We start from the raw sequence: 19,672 nt of genomic DNA on the forward strand, positions 1-19,672 counted from the left end.
GCATGAGATAATTCCTCTAGTTGTCGTGCTCGGTATAAGCACGTAGGGGAATTATCTCAGCTCACGAATTTTGACTTTGCCGCGGAGCGGCTTCGTTCAACAAAGCCATTAAGTTCGCGCACTTTGTGCGCCGGACCTCGTTTCACTCGGCCGCTTATGGCGGGCGTTAGAGCGCGAGACCGGAGGTAAGGAGTATGGAAAATTCGAACGGGAAACAGAAAGTTGATGTCGAAGTATTGACGCTCATAGAGCTTCTTCACGCCCTTACTCCGAAGCAAGTTCTGGCGATTCTATCGCTTTTCGGAACTCTGGTGGCAGGTACATTTGCTCTTGGGTTGAAGTGGGAAGCGCATCTAAGATCTTCTGAGGTGGAACCCCTGAGAGCTAGCCTGGAGGTTGCCGAGACAAAAACGAAAAAGCTCGAAGACGACCTGCATTTTCTTCGAAGTAAGGAAAAAATTCTCGAACTAACAGCTACGCTACAGTTTCAGGCCATGTTGTTAGGAAAACAGCTCTCGGACCTATATCCGAACGGAGTGCAGCGTTTTTCTATCGACGAGGCGGAGTTTGGATCACACCTGGAGCACTACAGGCATGTCATTGATGAAATTACTAATCCATCGAACGGCCGAGAGCCGGTCGCGGACTTACGGATTCCTCGCGCTGGCCCAGCGCTGTTGGTCTTCCGCAATGACAGTACTCCTTGGGTTCTCGTGCGGACGCCCTAAAAACCGCTGCAGCCGACGCTTTACAGCGCGCTCGTTCCTCGCTTCCGCTTTCAGGCGCGGCTGAGCGCCAGCGTTAGCAGCTATACAGGATAGCTTTAGATGGAAAGCTTCGCGATCAAGGCTGAAGAGGGCCTTTCTGCTCAATTTCACTCGCCAAAGGTGAGCGACGATGGTTGGGTTATAGAATATTCCGTCACGCTGGATGCCAATGGCCTTAAAGCAACCCTTGGAGTGGTAAATCTCCCATATGGCACGCACCCACCTGATTTCTTTTCGGCCCTTGCCCAGTCGTGGAAGGGCTGGAGCGGTGAGAAAGCTTGGGCCTCACTAGAGGGGGAGCGTGACCTGAGGGCGGTAACAGATAGTAGGGGCACGTTTCTTTAACTGTTACACTGCACTCGTCCCGCTCCACTCCAATGTGGCAATCTAAAGTATCGATGATAATTGAAGCGGGAAATCTAGAGAGAATCTCTAAAGATGCTAAGCTTTTCTTCTATCCAGCTTCAAACAAGGCGCTAAATAGTAACGCCGCACGCGGCGCACACTAGCGGGGCGTTAATGGTATCAGTTGTGAGTGATCATAGAAAATTATGGCTAATCGTTGTCCTGCTGGTAAGTTTAGTGATGGTGTGCCGCATTATATTTTCTGATCTCTTTTCAGAGAGAACGATAGCAGCACTTATTATTGCTATACCGTTTACGTATTGGTTCGTTGCTCCGTTTATAGCAGGACAAAAAATGGAAATGGAGTCATGGGGTTTTTCACTAGAGCCAGGAAAATTATGGCCGGTGCGCGCTTTATTGTTTTTTCTTGGCATCCTCATTCTGGCGTTCGGAGCTTGGGTGTAAATGCCTGAAACCATTCACAAAGCGCAGTACTACACAGCCTTAGGCTGTCGGACGCTCGCAAGCTCGCGCCGGTGTGGACGACGTTAGTGCGACAAGCAAAGCTTGGAGCAATCTTGCAGGGTGAAAGTCCCTGTCGGGCAAGGTCTAGCCAACCACCCGTATCGAGTCTTGCGCGCTGCGCGGAGGCTGTGGATCGCATACACTTTCCTGTGCGAGGGGCGTCCCTCCCACGAGCAGCCGAACAACCAGAGTGAAGCGTAGGCGGCTTTGGCTCCTGCGTCGCTCTAGCGCCTACATCCCTGTAGGCGACAGAGAATGACATAGGCCATAGGGATTACGTGATCCTAAAGCGTTGGTATCGCTCCGACAATAAAGTGTCCTGATTGACGAGGCTTGTAACGCCGTCGAAGTCCATGCAAAGCAACCGCACTGGCAAGGTTGTGGCGAGTCAGCGGAGTTATCAAACCGTGGCATGTGTCAAGAGAGGTTCCAGGAACTTGTGAGATCCAGCCCACGCTTGATGAGTCATATCGACCGTTTGGGTGGTTTGCTTCAACAAAAGCAGTATCGAGCAGCCGACACAAGAACCTTCTCAAGTCGCTCTGTGACTGGATCAAGCAGAGCCGCCAGAAGCGGTTCAACCGTTTTGTTCCGGCGCTGAGACGAAAACTAACGGGCTTTAGGAACTACTTCGGGTTGCCGGACAACAGCCGCAGCGTCAGCCGAGTGTATGACGTCGTGATTGCGATGTTGTACAAGTGGCTGAAAAAGGCGCAGTCAGCGACGCAGCTTTAACTGGCGGAGCTTCAAGGATATGCTAAGGTATTACCAAGTCGGACCGCTTCGAGTCACCAAAAGGCACTTGGCGGTCGACTGGTACTGAGGGCTTGTGCGTTACACGAGCAACGATATAACTGAAGAGCCGGATGCGGTAGTTCCGCACGTCCGGATCTGTGTGGGGGCGGCTCAGATAACTGGCCGCTCTACCATGACTATGCAGCCAGCATCACAGAAATAAGAGAATAAGGATTAGCATGTCAGCAAACATAGCAAGCAGGTTAGAGACAGGAACCCCTTTCCTGAAAGATCTCATCGCCGATATAAACTCAGGGCAAATTAAGGTTCCACAGTTTCAAAGACAGTTTGTATGGAAGGAGGAGCAAGCTTTAAAGTTACTTGACTCTATATCAAGTAACTACCCTGTTGGCAGCTTGTTATTGTGGAGAACGAAAAACTCTTTAGCAGTGGAAAGAAATATTGGATATTTTAAGCTTCCGGCAACAGATGATATGTCCCCTACAGACTACGTGCTTGATGGGCAGCAAAGGCTAACTGTCATATATTCGGCCTTAGGGGCTCCTGAGGGAAAAGATGGATTTGATGCAGTTTACGATTTGAATGAACAATGTTTCTTGGAGGCACCGGAAGAATTTAGTCAAACACAATTTCCACTGAGAATTATATACAACACAACCAAGCTATTGAATTTTCGATCTGGTTTGGTCAGCTATCCGAACGCCGAAGAGCTCCAAGAGCGACTTGATGGGCTTATTGATGTAATAACGAATTACAGAATACCAGTTGTTACATTGAAAGAGTTGACAGTAGAGGAAGTGTGTCCAATATTTGAAAGAATAAACAGCTCTGGTACTAGGCTGTCCACATATGACTTAATGGTTGCTGCAACCTGGACTGAAAATTTCGATCTAAATGACGAAGCCCAAAAAATCGCTGTCTCGTTGAAGCCAAAGGGCTTCGACGATATTGATGGAAACACGGTTCTAAAGTGTTTATCAGCAATTAAACATAAGGGTATAAAAAAAGAGCAGGTTCTGTCTCTGAGAAACTTATCTAAAAAGGAGATGGATGATTTGGTGGAAATCGCAAAATCAGCTTTGCTAAAAACTGTAGATTTATTGAAAACCGATTTCAAAATATATAGCTGGGATTTTTTACCTTACGAAGCAATTGCAGTCATTCTCTCATATATTTACTCAAAAAGAAAAACGTTGAGCTTCGAAGATGTCAGAAGGGTACGTCAGTGGTTCTGGTTGAGCTCATTTTCCGAGAGGTATAGAGGAGCATCCGAATCTTTTGTATCTCAAGATCTCGAAGCAATAGACTCATTTGTGGTAAATGGAGAAGAACCAAAAAAATCCTTTGGAAGTGTTCCTTCTATTAGCACCTTTAAGAACCTGAGCTTTAGAAGTAACAACTCGAGATCAAGAGCCTTGATCATCGTCTTGGCGCTCAAATCCCCTAAAAATATAACCAATGGCGCCTTAATTGATCCTGAGTTGGCTCTATCCAATTATAATAGGAAGCAATTTCACCACATTTACCCGAGGGCACACTTGAAGCGAATAAAGGCGCCAGGAGAGCATAATAGCTTAGCGAACTTTTGTATGTTGGCCGCATCAGAGAATATCGCGGTCAGCGATGATCACCCAAATGAGTATCTACCCAGACTTGCCGAAGCGCTTGGAGAAAGTGCCGAAGCTGTATTCGAATCGAATTTTCTTCCATCGCCAAGCGCGACGGATTATTCGAATTTAGATTATGCGGATTTCTTAGAAGCAAGATCAGAGCTTCTAGTGAACGCAATTAATAGGTTAGCCAATGGCTCTAGCATATAATAATACTGTTATGTCAGGCAATGCTGCGAGGCTTTATGCTAAAGATAGATCCCAAAATTGAAGTATTAAAGGGCGATTCTGAAGGGGATGAGGGTAATCATCCATGTAGCCTTTGTAGACGAAAAACAAGGCATTTGGTACTGTCAGATTTCAAGCTAAGTGGTACAGAGGAAACTGACGATACCTTTATATATGGATGGACCAACAACTATAGAATAATTCAATGTCAAGGGTGCCTATCCGTCCAGTTTTTCCTTGAGCACACCAACTCTGAAGAAGTGATGCACATACAAGGGCCTCATGGCTATGAGGAAGATTACGCGGTGACCTTCAGCTACTTTCCTGACGATGAAGATAGCAGAGAGGAGCTTGACCAAGTCCACCTCCTTCCAGATTCCGTAGAGCGAATTTACTCGGAAACGCTAAGGGCGCTAAACTCCAACCTGGCGGTTCTCGTAGGCGTTGGAATTAGGGCTTTTATTGAAACAATATGCAATGACAAAAGTGCCAACGGAAATAAACTTTATGAAAAAATAAGTGATCTTGTGAATCAAGGGGTTTTAACGCAAGATGGTGCTGATATTCTTCATAAACTTAGAGTTCTCGGAAACGAGTCAGCGCATGAAGTTAAACCAAATCAAAAGTTGACCTTAGTTTTGGCTTTTGATGTGGTAGAGCATCTTCTGAAAGGTGTATATATACTTCCTCACTTGGCTCGAAAAATAAAATGAAATAACAATCGGCTGTTATCGCCCCTTCGGGGCTGGGACGGCCTTTCCGCCGCTGCGCGGCTACAAGTCCGCCCTAAAGCCGTGGCGTTAACCAGGATAATTAAGGGGGTTATACGAACACATTATCATTGGATGTGCCGGACAAGAATGACTCTCAGATTTTGATCGAGAATCTACAGTCTTTAGATGCCGAAGAAATTGACAGGTTCATCCAGAGCTATGCAGTGGGTAATGAGACGAGCTGGCACCGATTCACACCAAAAATCAACTATAATTTGGAAGTTCGTCTTTCTGAAAAGGAAGAAAGAATTTCGGACAATGCAGAATAAGCCTTAGCCGAAATTTTCGGCAATGAGCCAACTTTTCCCAGCGCCGGTGCCAATATCTGAGTTTTGCTCAAGGCCTGAGAATGTTGATATTAAAGAGTTGTGTAAGTGAGCGAATCAAACAAAAGGAGATCATCAAAGTTGATGCCGGTACTGTCTGCAATCATCGAGCAAATTGCATACTATGTGGCATTGATGGCAGCCATTCTTTCCTGGGTCTACTTCGGTAGCGTTCCCATTGCTATAGTAGTGTTTGTTGTTGGTTGCCTGATTTCGTGGGCCTTCACATCGCTAATTAAACGCGAGTAGAGTGTAGTATAATGGGTAGCAATGTAAAGTACGGCGACAGCTTTTTCGTTGCGGCTTCGCCTCCACTAAAAAGCTGCGCGTGATGGCGGCGTTAGGTAAGGTCGATTTATGGTTCCTGTAGGGCTTATAACGAAAATAGTACCCCGAGTCATGGACAGGGTTCGTCCAGGGTGGCGGGCGAGGCGCTCTACGAGGAAATCGCCGTGGCACCTGTTCAAGGGGCTATTGTTATTTGGTTCTGTAGCCATCCTTTTTCGACTCTTAATGTTGAGCTATCGCTGGATACAGATATTTTTCTTCTCTAACGAGAGCTTGGCGGCCGACTTTGGTTGGGGTTTACTCCCTTTGATCGCACCCTCATTCGGAATAGCCATCTTTGTCACCAACTTATTCTTGCACGCTATTCCCGATGCGCGCAGATCGTTTGAGGAAGAGGCAGATGGAGACCCGGAGCTGATGTATGAATCGGCCATGTCCAGTATCAGGTCTATAGTTTTCAAATACATAGTCCCAGTCAGTTTCGGTATATCGTGTTTCTTGATGTGGGTCTTAAATACCTAGACAAGCAACTGCAACCGACCGTCTGCGGCGGCGGTTGACCTGGACGTTAGCTTTTTCACAAAGGAGAGAAAGGTGCAAGTAGCAGAGATAACGGAGACAAACCAAGTCGCGAAAATTGGTCCTTTGACAGGAAGGTGTTGCGTTCAGCCAGGCGAGCACATTAAAGGAACTTACTTTTTGGGTGGGGCTGGCCTTAATGGAATATATATCCCAAAACTAATTCACGCACTCCATCAAGAAGGCATAAAAAGCGCCATCCACCTTGATCGTGAAAAATGGTCAGGAGGGCAAAATATGGATGCTGCAATTGGGGTGCTTTTTGGTCGGAATTATGATCCAAGATTTCCCATGTTACTCCGAGTACACCCAAACTCAAAAAAGCAGTTCAACCTTATTGGGTAATCCTATGGCTCATTGATTGCAGCGCAACTGGCAGTTAAGTATGCAAAAAAGGGATCAATCGTGGACCATCTTGTTTTGATTGGCAGTCCTCTCAGCGAGAACTTTCTGAAAGTAATAAAGGGAATGAAAACTGTTAAGAACGTCATCATACTTGCTCTCGATGAGCATGGCGACCCAATTTATGCGGGTATGAAATCATCACAGGTTATCATGAGTTCAGCTCAGCTGTTCATGCAGATGCAAAGATCTAAGGGCCATTTTTACTACGCTAAAGAAGGTGATGTTGGTGACAAACGGCGTAAGGAGCTAGCAGAATCCCTTTACAAGTTGGGGTTGAGGTGATGAAAATCTCCAAAAAAAAGGTTTCGCTTACCCTGTATATTGTATCTATTACCCTTATGTTCAGCGTATGGCTATTTGTAGTTTTAGTATCCAAACGCTTCATATTTTCTGGGGAAGGTATTGGGGTGTACAGCGTACTGGTATATTACGCGGCGGCATTAGGTAGCGCATTTTTGTGGTGGGTGTCTTATCTATTTTCTAAGAATAGAAGGTTGTCCATTATTTACTGGTTAATTTTTTTTGCTCTAACAGTGTTCATCGCCTTACAACCAACATGGTGGGCTGCGCCTGGAATCAGCAGCTAACAAACATATCATATCGCCACTGAGTGGCTGGGACGGCTTACGCTTCGCTCGTTCCTCGGTACTCTGGAGCTACCCTATATGTGGCGTTAAATAATCGAGGAAATTGTGCCGACAGGAAAAAGTGACAAAAAGAGAATGAAGGCGGAGTCTCGAAAGCGCGACGCAAGGAAATGGCTGTTGAGCAAAGACGGTCCCCATAAAGACTATGTTTCGCGCTATGTTGCAAGGTATGGTGTCGAGGAGTCGGTGGCGATGGCTGAGCTCTATGCCCTAGGGTACTACGATGATGTATATCGAGAAGAATTGGAATCACATGGCATAAGCTGTGAGTATATTCTGAATCCGCTGGCTGGTGAGCTGGTGTTGATGCCTGAGGGCACCGAGGAGCATGAACTGTTCATTTAAGCCAAGTGTAGTGGCATAGTGGTTCTTGGCGATTTTTATAATTCGGATTGATGGAGAGAGCAATGAAACTGGGCGATATTCTAGCGCAATATCCAGAGACAGGGCTGGACCAGCTGGCAAGGGACAAGCTTGATGAAATCGCTAATGTCCGCTTACCTCGACAGGTCCTTGAGCAGGAGATTGCCACCGCGCTTAGCTCTTTTGCCTATATCGCCGACGTATTGGCAGAGTCCCGCCCACCCACCTACGCTATCCTGAAGCTGCTTATGGAATCACCGGATCGAACGCTGGAGGCGGTCGGCTTCCGGGAGCGGGTTTTGGCGCGCACGGATGAAATCACCGAATGGATCGGCTCGGGCGAAGGGCTGCCGGATAATAAGGGCTACGAGATATACCGGCGCATGTTGTGTGCGGCCTGGGAAGCTGAAGAGCGGATTGATGAAAGCGAGGGGCGGATGCTCGAGGCGCTTCGGGAGGCACTGGACATGAGTATGCGAGAGCATCTTCTCATGGAGCACCACCCGGATGTGAGGCCACTCTGGGAATCGGGCCGGGCCTATGAACTCGCGAGGAATTACTTGCTGGGTCGTGGATTGGTGCTGGCCACTGGAGATCATTATATCCTGCCTGATGAGGTGCGGATTCAGGTTCGGCGCTATTGGGGGATGGAATTGCATGACGCCGACTACCGGCGTTTGCTGATGGAGCTCACCGGCCGGCAGCTTCGCGATATTCTGAATGTCAGCGGACTTCCGCTGAGCGGCTCGAAAGAAGAGCGCGTAGAGCGCACGGTAGCTGGTCTGGTGTCGCCCAGCGCCGCCCTGGGGCAAATGGGGATATCCGGTCTGAAGGCGCTGGCCCGGGATTGCGACCTCAAGGTATCGCTCCCGAAGGCGGAACTCATCTCACAGGTAATTGCTGCCTTCGATAACCCCAAGCCGTCTGAAGAGAAGGACGAAGCCGAGGAGGCTGAGAAGATTGCGCAGGAGCCGCCCCGGCAACTCAGCCCCAATCAGTTGTTCGATTTGCTCTCTCGCTTTTCCGGTAACCAACTTTACGAGATCCTGGCTTCTCTGAGACTGCCCCGTTCCGGGTCAAAGAACGAGCGCGTCCAGCGCCTTGTGGATAGCCGGTATGCGGAAAGCACCTTGTTCGGGCAACTTCGCCGCCGGGATCTATCTCGTGTGTGTCGCAAGCTTGGGCTGGCAGTGTCCGGCCTAAAGGATGATCTTATTGAGCGCTTGTGCGGTGAACCCACCGGAAAGCCGGCGGAGCTGGTTGAAGAATCAGTGGCGCCGACAGCGGCGGTGGAGGATTCCCAAGCCCTCGAACAAGCCGGGCCCGAACCCGGAGAGGAGGAGTCCGGGTCGGCACCGGAGGTGCCGGGCCTGGACTCTATTCAACGTCTTTACCCAGCCTTGGGCGAAGACGAACAGGTCATGCTATCCCTGGCGCGGGAGGCGCGTTCGCTCAATGAGCGAGATGTGGAGCGCCTGGCTTTGCGGCACGGCTTGGGCTGGATGCTGCCCAAGGCTCATATGGCGGATATGCTGCGTAAGCTTTCCGACGAGGCTCGGGCGCCAATTCGTATTCGGAGCACCGGCGCCGCCAATATCTATGAGTGGGTCGATGACCCGGACGGTGACCAGCATCAGCTGGATCGGTGGGCAGCCCGTGATATTGTGGATGCCTTGCGCCAGGGCGTAGTTCCAGAACGGCATCTGGATATGATGTTTGTGGGCCAGGAGGAGGCGCGCATGCACATGCTGGATCAGCTTGAGCATATTGCCACTGGGCGCAGCGCATTCAAGTTTATACGCGGTGCTTACGGGTCCGGGAAGTCTTTCATGATGGCCTGGTTGCGGGATGCGGCTCTGAATGCCGGGTTTGCCGTGGCTACGGTCCGCGTTAGTGCCGAAATGTCCTTGGCGGATCTGTCGGAGTTTTACCAGGGTTTGATGGACGGCCTGCGTGTGCCGGAAAAGCGCGGCGCCAGCAGTTTGTCGGACGTTCTCGAAGCCTGGCTTCTGACCATGCAGCAACGCACCGAACAGGTGGAGGGCTTATCTTCTCGCCGGCCGTCGGATCGTAAGCAATTGATCGAGCGGGTACGCAAACGAATCCAGGACCAGCTCTCCCAGCTTGCGTCCCACGACCCGGGCTTCGCCCCGGCTCTCGGCGCCTTCTACGAGGCGCGACTGGTGGGGGACGAAGAAAAAGCCATGCACGCCCGGGCGTGGTTGCGCGGCGACCGAAGCCTGCCAAATGCGGCATTAAAGCAGATTGGTGTGAAGGGCAATCTGGAGTCGGACCAGGTGTTGCCAAGGCTCCGAGCCCTGCTGGAGATTATTGAGGCAACGCATCTTCGCGGCCTGGTAATCCTGATCGATGAATTGGAACTGGTTCGGCGACGGCCGCACAAAGGCACCCGGGATAAATCCTATGAAACCCTGCGGGCACTGATTGATGAGGTGGGCGAGAATCGTTTGCCTCGCTGTCTGCTCGTGTCAACCGGAACCGATACATTCTTCGATGACCGACGCTATGGTCTGGCCAGCTACGAAGCGCTGTATCACCGGGTCTGCGCACCGGAGTTAACCGAAAACTTCCAGAGCGTTCGCCAGCCTGTCATTTACCTGGAAGGGCTTAACGAAGAACGATTGCTTGAGCTTGCCGGACGTGCCCGCAGTATCCACGCCCGGGCCTATAACTGGCCGGCGGATGAGCGCTTCAATGACGAAGACTTGCGGGCACTGGTGAGCCGGTGGACGGATTTTGGTGGTGAATGTATCGACCGGCTACCGCGCCCCTTCCTGAGACAACTTGTCCATGTGCTCGATATTTGCGAAGAGAATCCTCAGATTGCCCCACAGGAGTGCTTTGCCGATCCGCAGCAGGACCCCCAGGCCAATGAAGAGCTGATGAGGCTGGTAGCCAACTAGGAGGCCGGCCATGAGCCGATTGGAACGACTTCACCCGGGACTGCAACGCTGGATCAAGGAGCAGGGCTGGCCGGGCCTGCGGCCCATTCAGGAAGCGGCCATGGATCCAATCCTGGCGGGAGATAGCTGTGTACTGGAGGCTCCAACGGCTGGAGGTAAAACCGAGGCTGTTCTGTTCCCCACCCTGACCCGCGCCGCCGAGAACCCATCTGATTCCGTGCAGGTGCTCTACATCGCTCCGTTGCGGGCATTGCTCAATAATCTTGAGACCCGGGGGGAAGATTACGCAACGTGTTGCGCCTTGCATGCCTTCAAGTGGCATGGGGATGTCAGCCAGTCGAAAAAGGTGGAGAGCCTCAAGGCACCACCCCAGCTTTTGCTGACGACACCGGAGTCCATTGAAGCCATTCTGCTGCGCAAGCCCGGCTGGCATCGCTTCTTTCATGCACTGGATACGGTTATTATCGACGAAGCTCACAACTTTGCCGGCGGAGACCGGGGCGGTCACTTGATTGCGCTTTTGGACCGTCTTGAGGGCGGTGTAGGACGAAGTTTACAGCGGATCGCGCTCAGTGCGACGATTGGCAATCCTGATGCCATGTGTCGCTGGCTCACCGGACATCGAAAGCCGGCGCGCCGAATTCAGGTGGCGACCACCCACAAGCAAAAGAACGATTTTCAGGTCCAGTATTTCGATGCCCGTGAGGACACAGACTCGACACCCATTGCAGATCGCGCCGCCATGCGATTACTCCGCTCACTGGTGGGCGAGCTAAAGGGGAACCGGGGCATCACTTTCGTTCGGTCCCGCTCCAAAGCGGAGGACATTGCCAAGGCCGTTCAGCAATTCAGCGGTGACCGCATCAAAGTTCGCACCCACCACTCAAATATCAGCAAGTTCTTTCGCGAGGAAGCGGAAAGCCAAATTCAACAGGCCGGAGAACAAGGCATCGAGGCTATTATCAGTACCTCGACCCTTGAGCTCGGCATCGACATCGGCGAGCTGGACCGGATCATCCAGCTTGGCGCTCTGGCCAGCCCCAGCGCCTTTTTGCAGCGCGTTGGGCGTACCGGACGCCGACCCGGCAAGCCCAGACATTTCCGGGGCCTGACTCAGGATGAAGACGAGCTGCTTTTACTGACCGCGACGGTATCGCTGGGGGTAGAGCACGATTCAGAGTCACTGCGTCTGCGCCGCCGGGCATTCCACCTATTGGCCCACCAGGTGCTCTGTGTCTCCCTGCAGTATCACGGAGTCTCCGCAAACAAGGCATGGGAGATCCTCTCCGGTGGGTATGCATTCTCTGGAATTGAGCGGGCCGAGTATGATCGGCTGATTGCCCACATGCAGCAAGAAGACTATCTGCGGGAAGCGGACGGTGTACTTGTGCCTGGCTTGGCGGCCGAAAAGCGCTATCTGACAGGCAGCTGGAGAAACCTGTTTGCGGTGTTCAGCACGGCCCCGCTCTACGAAGTCTTAGAGGGGCGTACCCAAGTCGGGACGCTCGATACCAGCTTTGTGGAAAGCCTCGAGGTTCCCTTTTACTTTATTCTCGCCGGACGGTTGTGGAAGGCCTGGGACGTGGATCTTGAACACCATGTCATCAAGGCGTCACGAGCTAAGGACGGCACAGTGCCCCACTGGGAGTCTTTCGGTGGCCCGGATGTGCCTTTGGAGACCAGCCAACGCGTGGGAGAGTTTCTCTACGGTTACCGGTCATTACCCGACTTTTTGGATGAATCTGCCCGGCGGCGCATGGAAACTCTGTGTCACGAGAGCCCACCGGGCGGAGGTTGGTCGCCGGAGGCCATTGAATGTCATATCAGCGGAGGAGGCAGAGCTATTCTGCGGACCTTTGCTGGCGATACCCTGAACCGGACACTCGGCAAACTCATTGAAAGTCAGGGGACGGTGGTTTCCGGCAACTATGCGGGGCTTGAGATCAAAAAGGGCCCGGATGATCCCGATGAATTTCGGCAGATGTTGCGCGAAACCTTTGAGAGGCTAGCCGAGGACAGGGACATGGATCATTGCATGGATGTGCTTAATCGGACGCAGAAACCCTTCTTCTTCTCGCCTTTCAAACCCATGCTACCGGATGAATTCACGCGTGCCGCGCTCGTTGACCAGAACACGGATCTTCCGGGCCTGCAGGCGTTTCTTGCCAGGCGGATTTAGGCCACAGAAGGAGCCACATTGCCATGTACGCTGTCATCGACACAGAGACAACGGGCCTCAGTCCCAAAACGGACCGGATCATCGAGCTGGCCATTATCGGGCTGAATGAGCGCGGTGAGCAGGAGTGGGAGTGGTGCTCACTGATTAACCCGGAGCGGGATACAGGGCACGGCCTTGCGGTGCGGGTGCATCAGATATATCCACGGGATGTAGTGGGCGTGCCGAGGTTCTCTGATTTTGCCGGGCATGTCCTGAGTCTTCTGACCGGGCGGGCGGTGATCGCCCATAACGCCAGCTATGATTTGGGGATGTTGGCGGCAGAATTTGCTCGCCTGAACATACCTTTGCCGACATTGCCACAGATCTGTACGGCGAACATGGCTCGGGCGTCGGGTTTTCGGCCTTACGGGTTGGATGCTTGTTGCCAAGCGCTCAGTATTCGCATGGAGGGCGCGCACCATGCTCTGGCCGATGCCCGAGCAACGGCTGAGCTGGCCCGCGCCTTGATCGGCTTTCCGGCGGATTCAGTACAGCGAGAAGTGGAAGCCCACCTGCAGTCGATAGGGCGGTGGCCTCACTTAGAGGTGATAGAGCATCAGCCGATCCAGCGGCCGATCCTGCCACTACGTGATAGTGGGGCAAACGTGCCGGCAGGTGAAACACCCCAGCCTGGGGACGAAAGCGTCCCGGTGGTGGAAAGCTTTTCGCTGGATCGGGAGACTGCTGAGTCACGCTATCTGGCGGCAGTGGAGTGGGTACTGGAGGACCGCGAGATTTCCGCTGAGCAACAGCATGCGCTGGCGGAGTTGCGATCCGAGCTGGGACTGAGCCGGGATCAAGTGCACGAGGTACATCGAACCTTCCTTAGGGGACTTTCTGGGAGCATGTGGCGTAGTGGTTCGATATCTGCCCATGAGCAGTACGACCTGGAGCTGGTGGGCAATGCCCTGCAACTGAGCCCGGACGAGGTGACCGAAGCCCGCGAGAACCCGATTGGTCTGGACCTCACCAATGAGGACTATCGGCTCAAACCAGGGGCGCGGGTTGTCTTTACGGGTGAAATGTCCGTGCCACGTGCGGAATGGAAGAAGCGCGCCGCCAAAGCGGTCCTGAACGTAACCGGCACGGTATCCGGTAAGACGGATTACCTGGTGGTGCCTTTCGGCGAGACCGGCTCAAGCAAATCGCTTAAGGCCCGTAAGCTTGGTGTTCGAGTCGTCAGCGAACAGCGTTTCCGGCGAATGATTGAGCGCCTGGAGCGAAAAGGTCCTGCAGGTGGCGCGTAACATCGCACCCCATGAACTGTTAGATTCTCTGCGGGCCCGTTTGCTTCGTATCCGCTGCGCACCGACGCCTTACTCAAGGCGTTAGCCTGGCTCGGCGCCCTTGACGACTATACGTCAATGACGTAGATTTGGCTTATGTACACCGTTATAGAAACCCCCACCTTTACGGAAGACGCCAAAAAGCTGTGGTCTGAGGAAGACCGGGGCGCATTTTGCGCTTGGCTGGCTGCAAACCCTGAGGCGGGCGATGTCATTCCTGGCAGCGGTGGCTGTCGGAAGGTGCGTTGGCGTCGGCAAGGCACTGGCAAAAGTGGCGGTGTACGAATTATTTACTTCACTCGTCTAGAAAGCGGTGAATTGTGGTTGCTGGTGATTTATGCAAAGAGTGTTCGCGGTAATATCCCAGCTCACTTGCTGAAATCAATCCGAGAGGTAATTGAAAATGGCTAAACAACATACCATGACCGGGGAAGAGCTAGGCAAAAAGCTTCTACAGTCCGTGAATGAAATGAAGTCTGGAAAAGCAGCGCGGACAACGGAGGTTTCGCCCAATGAAGTAGCGGCGGCTCGTATTAAAACTGGGCTTTCCCAATCACAGTTTGCGCAAGCGCTGCATATATCTCCTCGCACTCTTCAGGAGTGGGAGCAAGGGCGTCGAAAGCCTTCAGGTGCCGCCCAAGCCCTCATCCAAATTGCTTTTAGGCACCCTGAAGTCATTACAGAGTCCTTGAAAGAGGCAGGTTAGTGTCAAGTTTGAACCGCGACAGAAATCGCTATACATCAAATAGCTCCTTCGGGGCTCACGCTGGAGTCGAGCCAGCCGGTTATTGCCATCCATTCACGGATCGTTGTCACGTGGCTGTCCTCCTCCATAAGACGCCATTCATTCAGCAATGGTCCAGTTTGAGGTGCGCTTCGTACTCAGAGATGTAAACGCCCTTTAACGAGCCGGAGCGCCCATGTCCCAAGACCCCAAGAACACCCAAGCCACAGCGTCACCTCGCCTGCCTTGCCGGGGATGTTTGCCCAGCTGTGCCAATTATGATCGCTGCGAGGGTAAACCCTGGCGGGCAGAGGCGCCCGCAAAAGGGGGCGCCTCCACCACGGTGGAGCGACGCTCTTAGAACTGGTAGCGAACGCGCCCGACCAAGGTGCGCGCTTCCCCGGGGAAGCAGTCACCACGGGCGAGACAGGTGGCCTGGAATTCCTTGTCGGCCAGATTGCGGGCGTTCACCGTGAAGTCCCACTGACCGGCCTGGTAGCCAATCATCAGGTCGCCCAGGGTGTAGGAGGGCGTGCGAACACTGTCCGCTCCGCCCCAGCTCTCGCCCATATAACGCAGGCCGCCACCTAACTTAAAGCCTTGGGAGCCGGCGGGGCGCCAGGTAATCCAGGTGGAAGCTTGGCTTTCGGGAACGCTTGCCAGGCGATTGCCACCGGCGGATTCGGTGTTCAGACGGCTGGCATTAAGCTCCACGGAAAAGTCACCCAGCGTGGCCACCGCTTCCAGTTCCACGCCATCCACGGTCGCTTCCCCTTGTTGCCAGTACTCACCCACGGGTGATGCTGGGTCCTTCAAGTTGCTTTGGGTGATGTCAAAGTAGGCCAGGGTCACCATCGCCGGCAGGGTATTGGGTTGGTACTTCACACCCACTTCCAGCTGCTCGCCTTCCTCGGGGTCGAGTGGGTCGCCCTCGCCCTCGCCCTCGCCCTCGCCGCGACCGTCATTGCCGATAACCGGCTCGAAGGATTCGGCGTAGCTCGCGTAGGGCGACAGGCCGTTGTCGAATTGGTAGAGCACACCCAGTGCGCCGCTGACCGCATCGTCCTGTTGGCGCGCGGCCCCGGTGTCGGTCTCGGTATCATCGACACGAAGCCCCGCGGTCACGCGCCAGTTGCCGACGCTGATTTGGTCATTGATGTAGAGCCCCAAGTCCTCAGTGGTGTTCTCCGGGCTCTCGCTGTATAGGCTGTTGAGGTAGTCGGCCGGGGGCACCTTGCCATACACCGGGTCGAATACATTGAGCCAGTAGGCATCGCCAAAATTATCGTCAGGGCCTCCCCGCTTGGTCTCTTCATCGACGACGTAGCCCAAAGCGCCCTTATAGTAGCCCGCTTCGCCGAGGGTGACATCCTGATACTGGGCACCGATTAGCACTTCATGGTAGAGCGCGCCGGTGGAGAACTGCGCACGAAGGCGCGTGTCGATGGCGAGCTGCTCGGAGGTGGCATCATTGCGGTAAAAGGTTCTCGGGAGCAGCCCGTCCTTATAGAGACTGTCATCGTCGTTGTACACGTAGCGATCGCCCCCGATAAACGCCGTCCACGCCTGCTGGTAGTCGGCCTGGGCATCGCTGTAGCGGGAGGTGACTTCCAGGCTCCAGATGTTGTTGATCTGATGGTTCGCCAGGAAGGTGACCGACGTGGTTTCCGTATCGTAGCGGTTGTAGTCCGGCTCGCCGGTATAGGTGCTGTTCTCGATAAACTCACCGTTGGGTGCGGGGTCGAGGGTGCCGTACCGTGGCAGGAACTGGGCGCCGGTGTCGCTTTCGGTTTTCGTGTGGTTGACCAGCAGTGTCAGGTCGGTGCTGGCGTTGGGGCGCCAGGTGACCGAGGGAGCAATTACAGTGGTATTGTCTTCCACGAAGTCCACCTGAGTGTTTGAGTCCCGGTGCACGCCCACCACGCGGTAGAGCCATTCGTCACTGCCACCGACCCGGCCGGTACTGTCGAAGGCCAGTTGCTTGCGCTCGAAGTTACCCAACTCCGCCACGACCTCGTGCGCCGCATCGGCCTTGGGCAACTTGGAGACGATATTGACGATGCCACCGGGCGAGCCCTGGCCGTAGAGGACCGACGCGGGGCCCTTGAGAATCTCCACCTGCTCCAGTGTGTACACATCCGGACGGGTGTTGTTGTAGTTGCCGAAAAGGGATTGCAGGCTGTCCTGATAGAGAGGGACGTTCAGCCCCCGGACTTTGAGCCAATCGCCCCGTGTGGCATAGCCGTAGGTCTTCCCGGTTACCCCGGAAGAGTAGGTAAAAGTGTCATCCAGGGCCAGTGCCCCTTTCTCGATGATATCGAACTCGCTTTCAATGGAAACGGAACGGGCGGTTTCCATAATAGGGGTGTCGGACTTAAGCGCCGAGTAGCGAGACATTTGACCGGTAACGTGCATTTCCTCAATGGCCGCTGCCGGCTCTTGAGCGAGCGCCCCGGAAGCCGCTGTCGAGGCGGTGATGGCTAGGGCGAGCAGGGAAGGACGGGTATTTGACACGAAAGGCTCCTGTATGCAAATGAAATATCAGGCGCAAATGATAGATATTATCATTTGAAAGGTCAACTGTTTTTGACGCAAAATTCATTGCGCTAAGGCGACGGCTGGCCCGGGGTCCCTGGGGGAGTGGCCGCCAGCGGGCGAGCCCCAAAAGGGAGCCGAAGGCTCTCTTATAGAGGGCTTCACTAGTGCCGAGCCATTGGGCGCTACGCTTCCAAATCCGAACTTGCCGCCACAAGCGCTGTCTTCTAAATTGACACTCACAATTGAGCCAAATACAGAGGTGACGTCATGCAAAAAGCAACATTGGGTTTGATGGGCGGCTTGGCCGTAGCCCTGCTCGCCGGTTGCAGCACAACCGGCGGCGATACCCCCTCGTTTAATCAGGTTCTGAAAGAGACGACGGGGCAGAACGGCCGGGCCTGCGTCCGTGAGGATGATATTCGCGGCTATGGGGTTCTGGACCACGATGTGGTCTCTATTGATGGACGCCGCAACTACTACCTGGCGACGTTGCTCCCCGGCTGCAATGATGTGGGTACCTCTCCGCGCGCCGCGTTCGAGGAGCGCTTCACCGAAGTATGCGGCGGTGGCATGCACAAGATGCATACCAGCGGTGACCACTGCACTATTCGCCATCTCTTCGAGTTTGAAGACCGGGAAGCGGCGTTCGAGGCACATAAAAAAGCGGTTGAATCATACAAAGAAGCGAGAGAGAGCGCGTCTCAATAACGTAAAGCGCCCCAGAGCCAATGGTGGTCGGCCAACTCTGTTAAGCTAGCGACGTGTGATGAAATCTGGACTGCGAGGACCCCATGTCCTGTATACCGTTGTGCTGTGGGCGACGTCGGTCGGTTGCGATGGCGATCGTTGGCGCTCTGTTGGCGGGTGTTTCTGCGCCGGCCCTACCTATCTCGTTTCTTTCTTATGATGCTCGCTCCCTGTCAATGGCAGGAACGGGCGTTGTTACCGCACGCGCCCACAATGCGAGCCTATTTAATCCCGCTTTATTGATTAACCATGACGCCCGGCGCCATTCGCGCTTGCACGCCCACACGTACGTGGGTGCCCGCCTTCTGGATAGGGATAACTTTCTGCAGTCGGCCGAAGACTTTTCGGCGCGCTACGATGATGCGGCGCTGGACTCGCTCATTGATGTCGAGTTGAACTGGGGTGGGGACGAATCCGAGCTGGCGGAAGAGTTGCGCCAGACTGCCCTCCGGGTCCGGGAGGTGCAGGGCGATATCAACCACCTTTCGAATAAGCCTCTGCGAGCGAGTGCGTCTTATGGCGTGTCGTTCGGTTATCCCACGGGGCGGTGGGCCATTGGTGGCTACCACCGTCAATTTTTGGTGCTGGGTAGTGTGGTTCACGTTTCTGAGCGGGACAACGCCAATATCCGCCGAGTGACCGATACCGTGGATCGTGTGGCTGACTTATATGACGCGGCTGCGGCTCTGCGTGACCTGGAAGGGGCAGCAGTCGATCTGGAGAGTTTTACGCTGGAGGAGGTGTTCGGCCAGGCTAGGCCGTTTTGGTTGGCGGCCCTGGCGTTGGATGAGTACGTGGATTTTAAGGCGCTGTACGACGATGCCCGAACGGACCAAATCGAAGACCTGAATGTAGAGGACTACCTGCGCGAGCCTATCCCCGATGAGTTTTTCTCAACGATCGAAACCCAGGGGGCCGATGTGGCCGAGGAGGCGATCAGTGTGGCTCGTAGCTTTGGCGTTGCCGAAGATGACCGCATTCACGTCGGTCTCTCTTTTAAAGAAGTGACGTTTACCACCATTCACTTTGAACAGCGTGTTGATGAGTTTGATTTCAGTGCGTATAACCAGGAGCTTTACCAGGTCCGCTCCACCCGTTTCAATATGGACTTGGGAATGGTTCACGATTTGTCTGGCCGCTGGCAGTGGGGGGTGGTGGTGCGTAACCTGTTGGACCAAAACTATGACACGGTACGCGGAGATCGTATAAAGCAGCGCCCAATTGCCCGTATAGGGCTCGGTTATCGAACCGAGCCCCTGCGGATCAGTATCGATATGGACCTGACGCGTAACGAACCTTTGGGGTTTGATCCCGATAAGCAATTTGTGGCTGTTGGTGCCGAATGGTTCCTTTGGCGAAATACCGCGTTGCGAGCTGGCCTTCGACACAACCTGATTGATGCGACCACGCTACCCTCCATTGGTCTGGGTTTCGGTGGGCGAACGGCCCACCTGGACATTGGCGTGGCGAGAAGCGCGGGCGAAGATGAATGGGGCGTCGCATTGCAGGCGGGTTTGGCGTTTTAAACGTTTTCTTGGCGCTATACTTTTTGTTTGCGACTTATTTCCTGCAACAGCGCATGTTTTTGCTAAGCTAAGCAGGTCGCTGGATGTAGTATCGGTC

16 protein-coding genes and 1 pseudogene are annotated in these 19,672 nt (G+C 53.6%); 16 read left to right on the forward strand and 1 reads right to left on the reverse strand.

Annotation, left to right across the window (positions count from 1 at the left end; genetic code table 11):
- The first annotated feature begins 194 nt into the window (after positions 1–194).
- The 14 genes and pseudogenes from AAE514_RS13645 (at position 195) to AAE514_RS13705 (ending at position 14,746) form a co-directional block, all read left to right on the forward strand.
- The gene (locus AAE514_RS13645; protein WP_347332107.1) at positions 195–728 is read left to right on the forward strand and encodes a hypothetical protein; all 534 of its coding nucleotides are present in this window, start codon (positions 195–197) and stop codon (positions 726–728) included.
- 99 nt (positions 729–827) lie between these two features.
- Positions 828–1,276 (forward strand): annotated as a pseudogene (locus AAE514_RS18605) (DUF6228 family protein).
- 22 nt (positions 1,277–1,298) lie between these two features.
- Complete coding sequence (locus AAE514_RS13655; RefSeq protein WP_347332109.1) at positions 1,299–1,577, forward strand: hypothetical protein; 279 nt, start codon at positions 1,299–1,301, stop codon at positions 1,575–1,577.
- A 474-nt stretch (positions 1,578–2,051) separates the two neighbouring features.
- Positions 2,052–2,372, forward strand: a complete 321-nt coding sequence (locus tag AAE514_RS18610; protein ID WP_430623904.1) for a group II intron maturase-specific domain-containing protein — start codon at positions 2,052–2,054, stop codon at positions 2,370–2,372.
- Positions 2,373–2,611: 239 nt separating this feature from the next.
- Positions 2,612–4,213, forward strand: a complete 1,602-nt coding sequence (locus AAE514_RS13660) for a GmrSD restriction endonuclease domain-containing protein (RefSeq protein ID WP_347332110.1) — start codon at positions 2,612–2,614, stop codon at positions 4,211–4,213.
- A gap of 35 nt (positions 4,214–4,248) precedes the next feature.
- Positions 4,249–4,944, forward strand: a complete 696-nt coding sequence (locus AAE514_RS13665; protein ID WP_347332111.1) for a DUF4145 domain-containing protein — start codon at positions 4,249–4,251, stop codon at positions 4,942–4,944.
- Positions 4,945–6,212: 1,268 nt separating this feature from the next.
- Complete coding sequence (locus tag AAE514_RS13670) at positions 6,213–6,542, forward strand: hypothetical protein (RefSeq protein ID WP_347332112.1); 330 nt, start codon at positions 6,213–6,215, stop codon at positions 6,540–6,542.
- A 60-nt stretch (positions 6,543–6,602) separates the two neighbouring features.
- Positions 6,603–6,884 (forward strand): hypothetical protein, encoded by a 282-nt coding sequence (locus tag AAE514_RS13675; protein ID WP_347332113.1) that lies wholly within the window; start codon positions 6,603–6,605, stop codon positions 6,882–6,884.
- A 482-nt stretch (positions 6,885–7,366) separates the two neighbouring features.
- The gene (locus tag AAE514_RS13680; protein ID WP_347332114.1) at positions 7,367–7,594 is read left to right on the forward strand and encodes a hypothetical protein; all 228 of its coding nucleotides are present in this window, start codon (positions 7,367–7,369) and stop codon (positions 7,592–7,594) included.
- 62 nt (positions 7,595–7,656) lie between these two features.
- The gene (locus tag AAE514_RS13685; RefSeq protein ID WP_347332115.1) at positions 7,657–10,536 is read left to right on the forward strand and encodes a BREX system ATP-binding domain-containing protein; all 2,880 of its coding nucleotides are present in this window, start codon (positions 7,657–7,659) and stop codon (positions 10,534–10,536) included.
- 10 nt (positions 10,537–10,546) lie between these two features.
- Complete coding sequence (locus AAE514_RS13690) at positions 10,547–12,715, forward strand: DEAD/DEAH box helicase (RefSeq protein WP_347332116.1); 2,169 nt, start codon at positions 10,547–10,549, stop codon at positions 12,713–12,715.
- A gap of 23 nt (positions 12,716–12,738) precedes the next feature.
- The gene (locus AAE514_RS13695; RefSeq protein WP_347332117.1) at positions 12,739–14,001 is read left to right on the forward strand and encodes an exonuclease domain-containing protein; all 1,263 of its coding nucleotides are present in this window, start codon (positions 12,739–12,741) and stop codon (positions 13,999–14,001) included.
- A 135-nt stretch (positions 14,002–14,136) separates the two neighbouring features.
- The gene (locus AAE514_RS13700; protein WP_347332118.1) at positions 14,137–14,451 is read left to right on the forward strand and encodes a transcriptional regulator; all 315 of its coding nucleotides are present in this window, start codon (positions 14,137–14,139) and stop codon (positions 14,449–14,451) included.
- Positions 14,444–14,746, forward strand: a complete 303-nt coding sequence (locus AAE514_RS13705; RefSeq protein ID WP_347332119.1) for a helix-turn-helix domain-containing protein — start codon at positions 14,444–14,446, stop codon at positions 14,744–14,746. The genes AAE514_RS13700 and AAE514_RS13705 overlap by 8 nt, the downstream gene beginning before the upstream one ends.
- Before the next feature lie 375 nt (positions 14,747–15,121).
- On the opposite strand, the gene AAE514_RS13710 is transcribed toward AAE514_RS13705, so the two are convergent.
- Complete coding sequence (locus tag AAE514_RS13710; protein WP_347332120.1) at positions 15,122–17,278, reverse strand: TonB-dependent siderophore receptor; 2,157 nt, start codon at positions 17,276–17,278, stop codon at positions 15,122–15,124.
- A gap of 291 nt (positions 17,279–17,569) precedes the next feature.
- On the opposite strand from AAE514_RS13710, the gene AAE514_RS13715 reads away from it, so the two are divergent.
- Both AAE514_RS13715 and traF read left to right on the forward strand, forming a co-directional pair.
- Positions 17,570–18,010, forward strand: coding sequence for a DUF6491 family protein (locus AAE514_RS13715; RefSeq protein ID WP_347332121.1), 441 nt, complete (start codon positions 17,570–17,572; stop codon positions 18,008–18,010).
- Positions 18,011–18,225: 215 nt separating this feature from the next.
- A complete protein-coding gene (gene traF / locus AAE514_RS13720; RefSeq protein WP_347332122.1) occupies positions 18,226–19,575 on the forward strand; it encodes a conjugal transfer protein TraF in 1,350 nt (449 codons plus the stop codon).
- Positions 19,576–19,672: the final 97 nt, after the last annotated feature.

The organism is Marinimicrobium locisalis (assembly GCF_039822625.1).
Lineage (GTDB): Bacteria > Pseudomonadota > Gammaproteobacteria > Pseudomonadales > Cellvibrionaceae > Marinimicrobium > Marinimicrobium locisalis.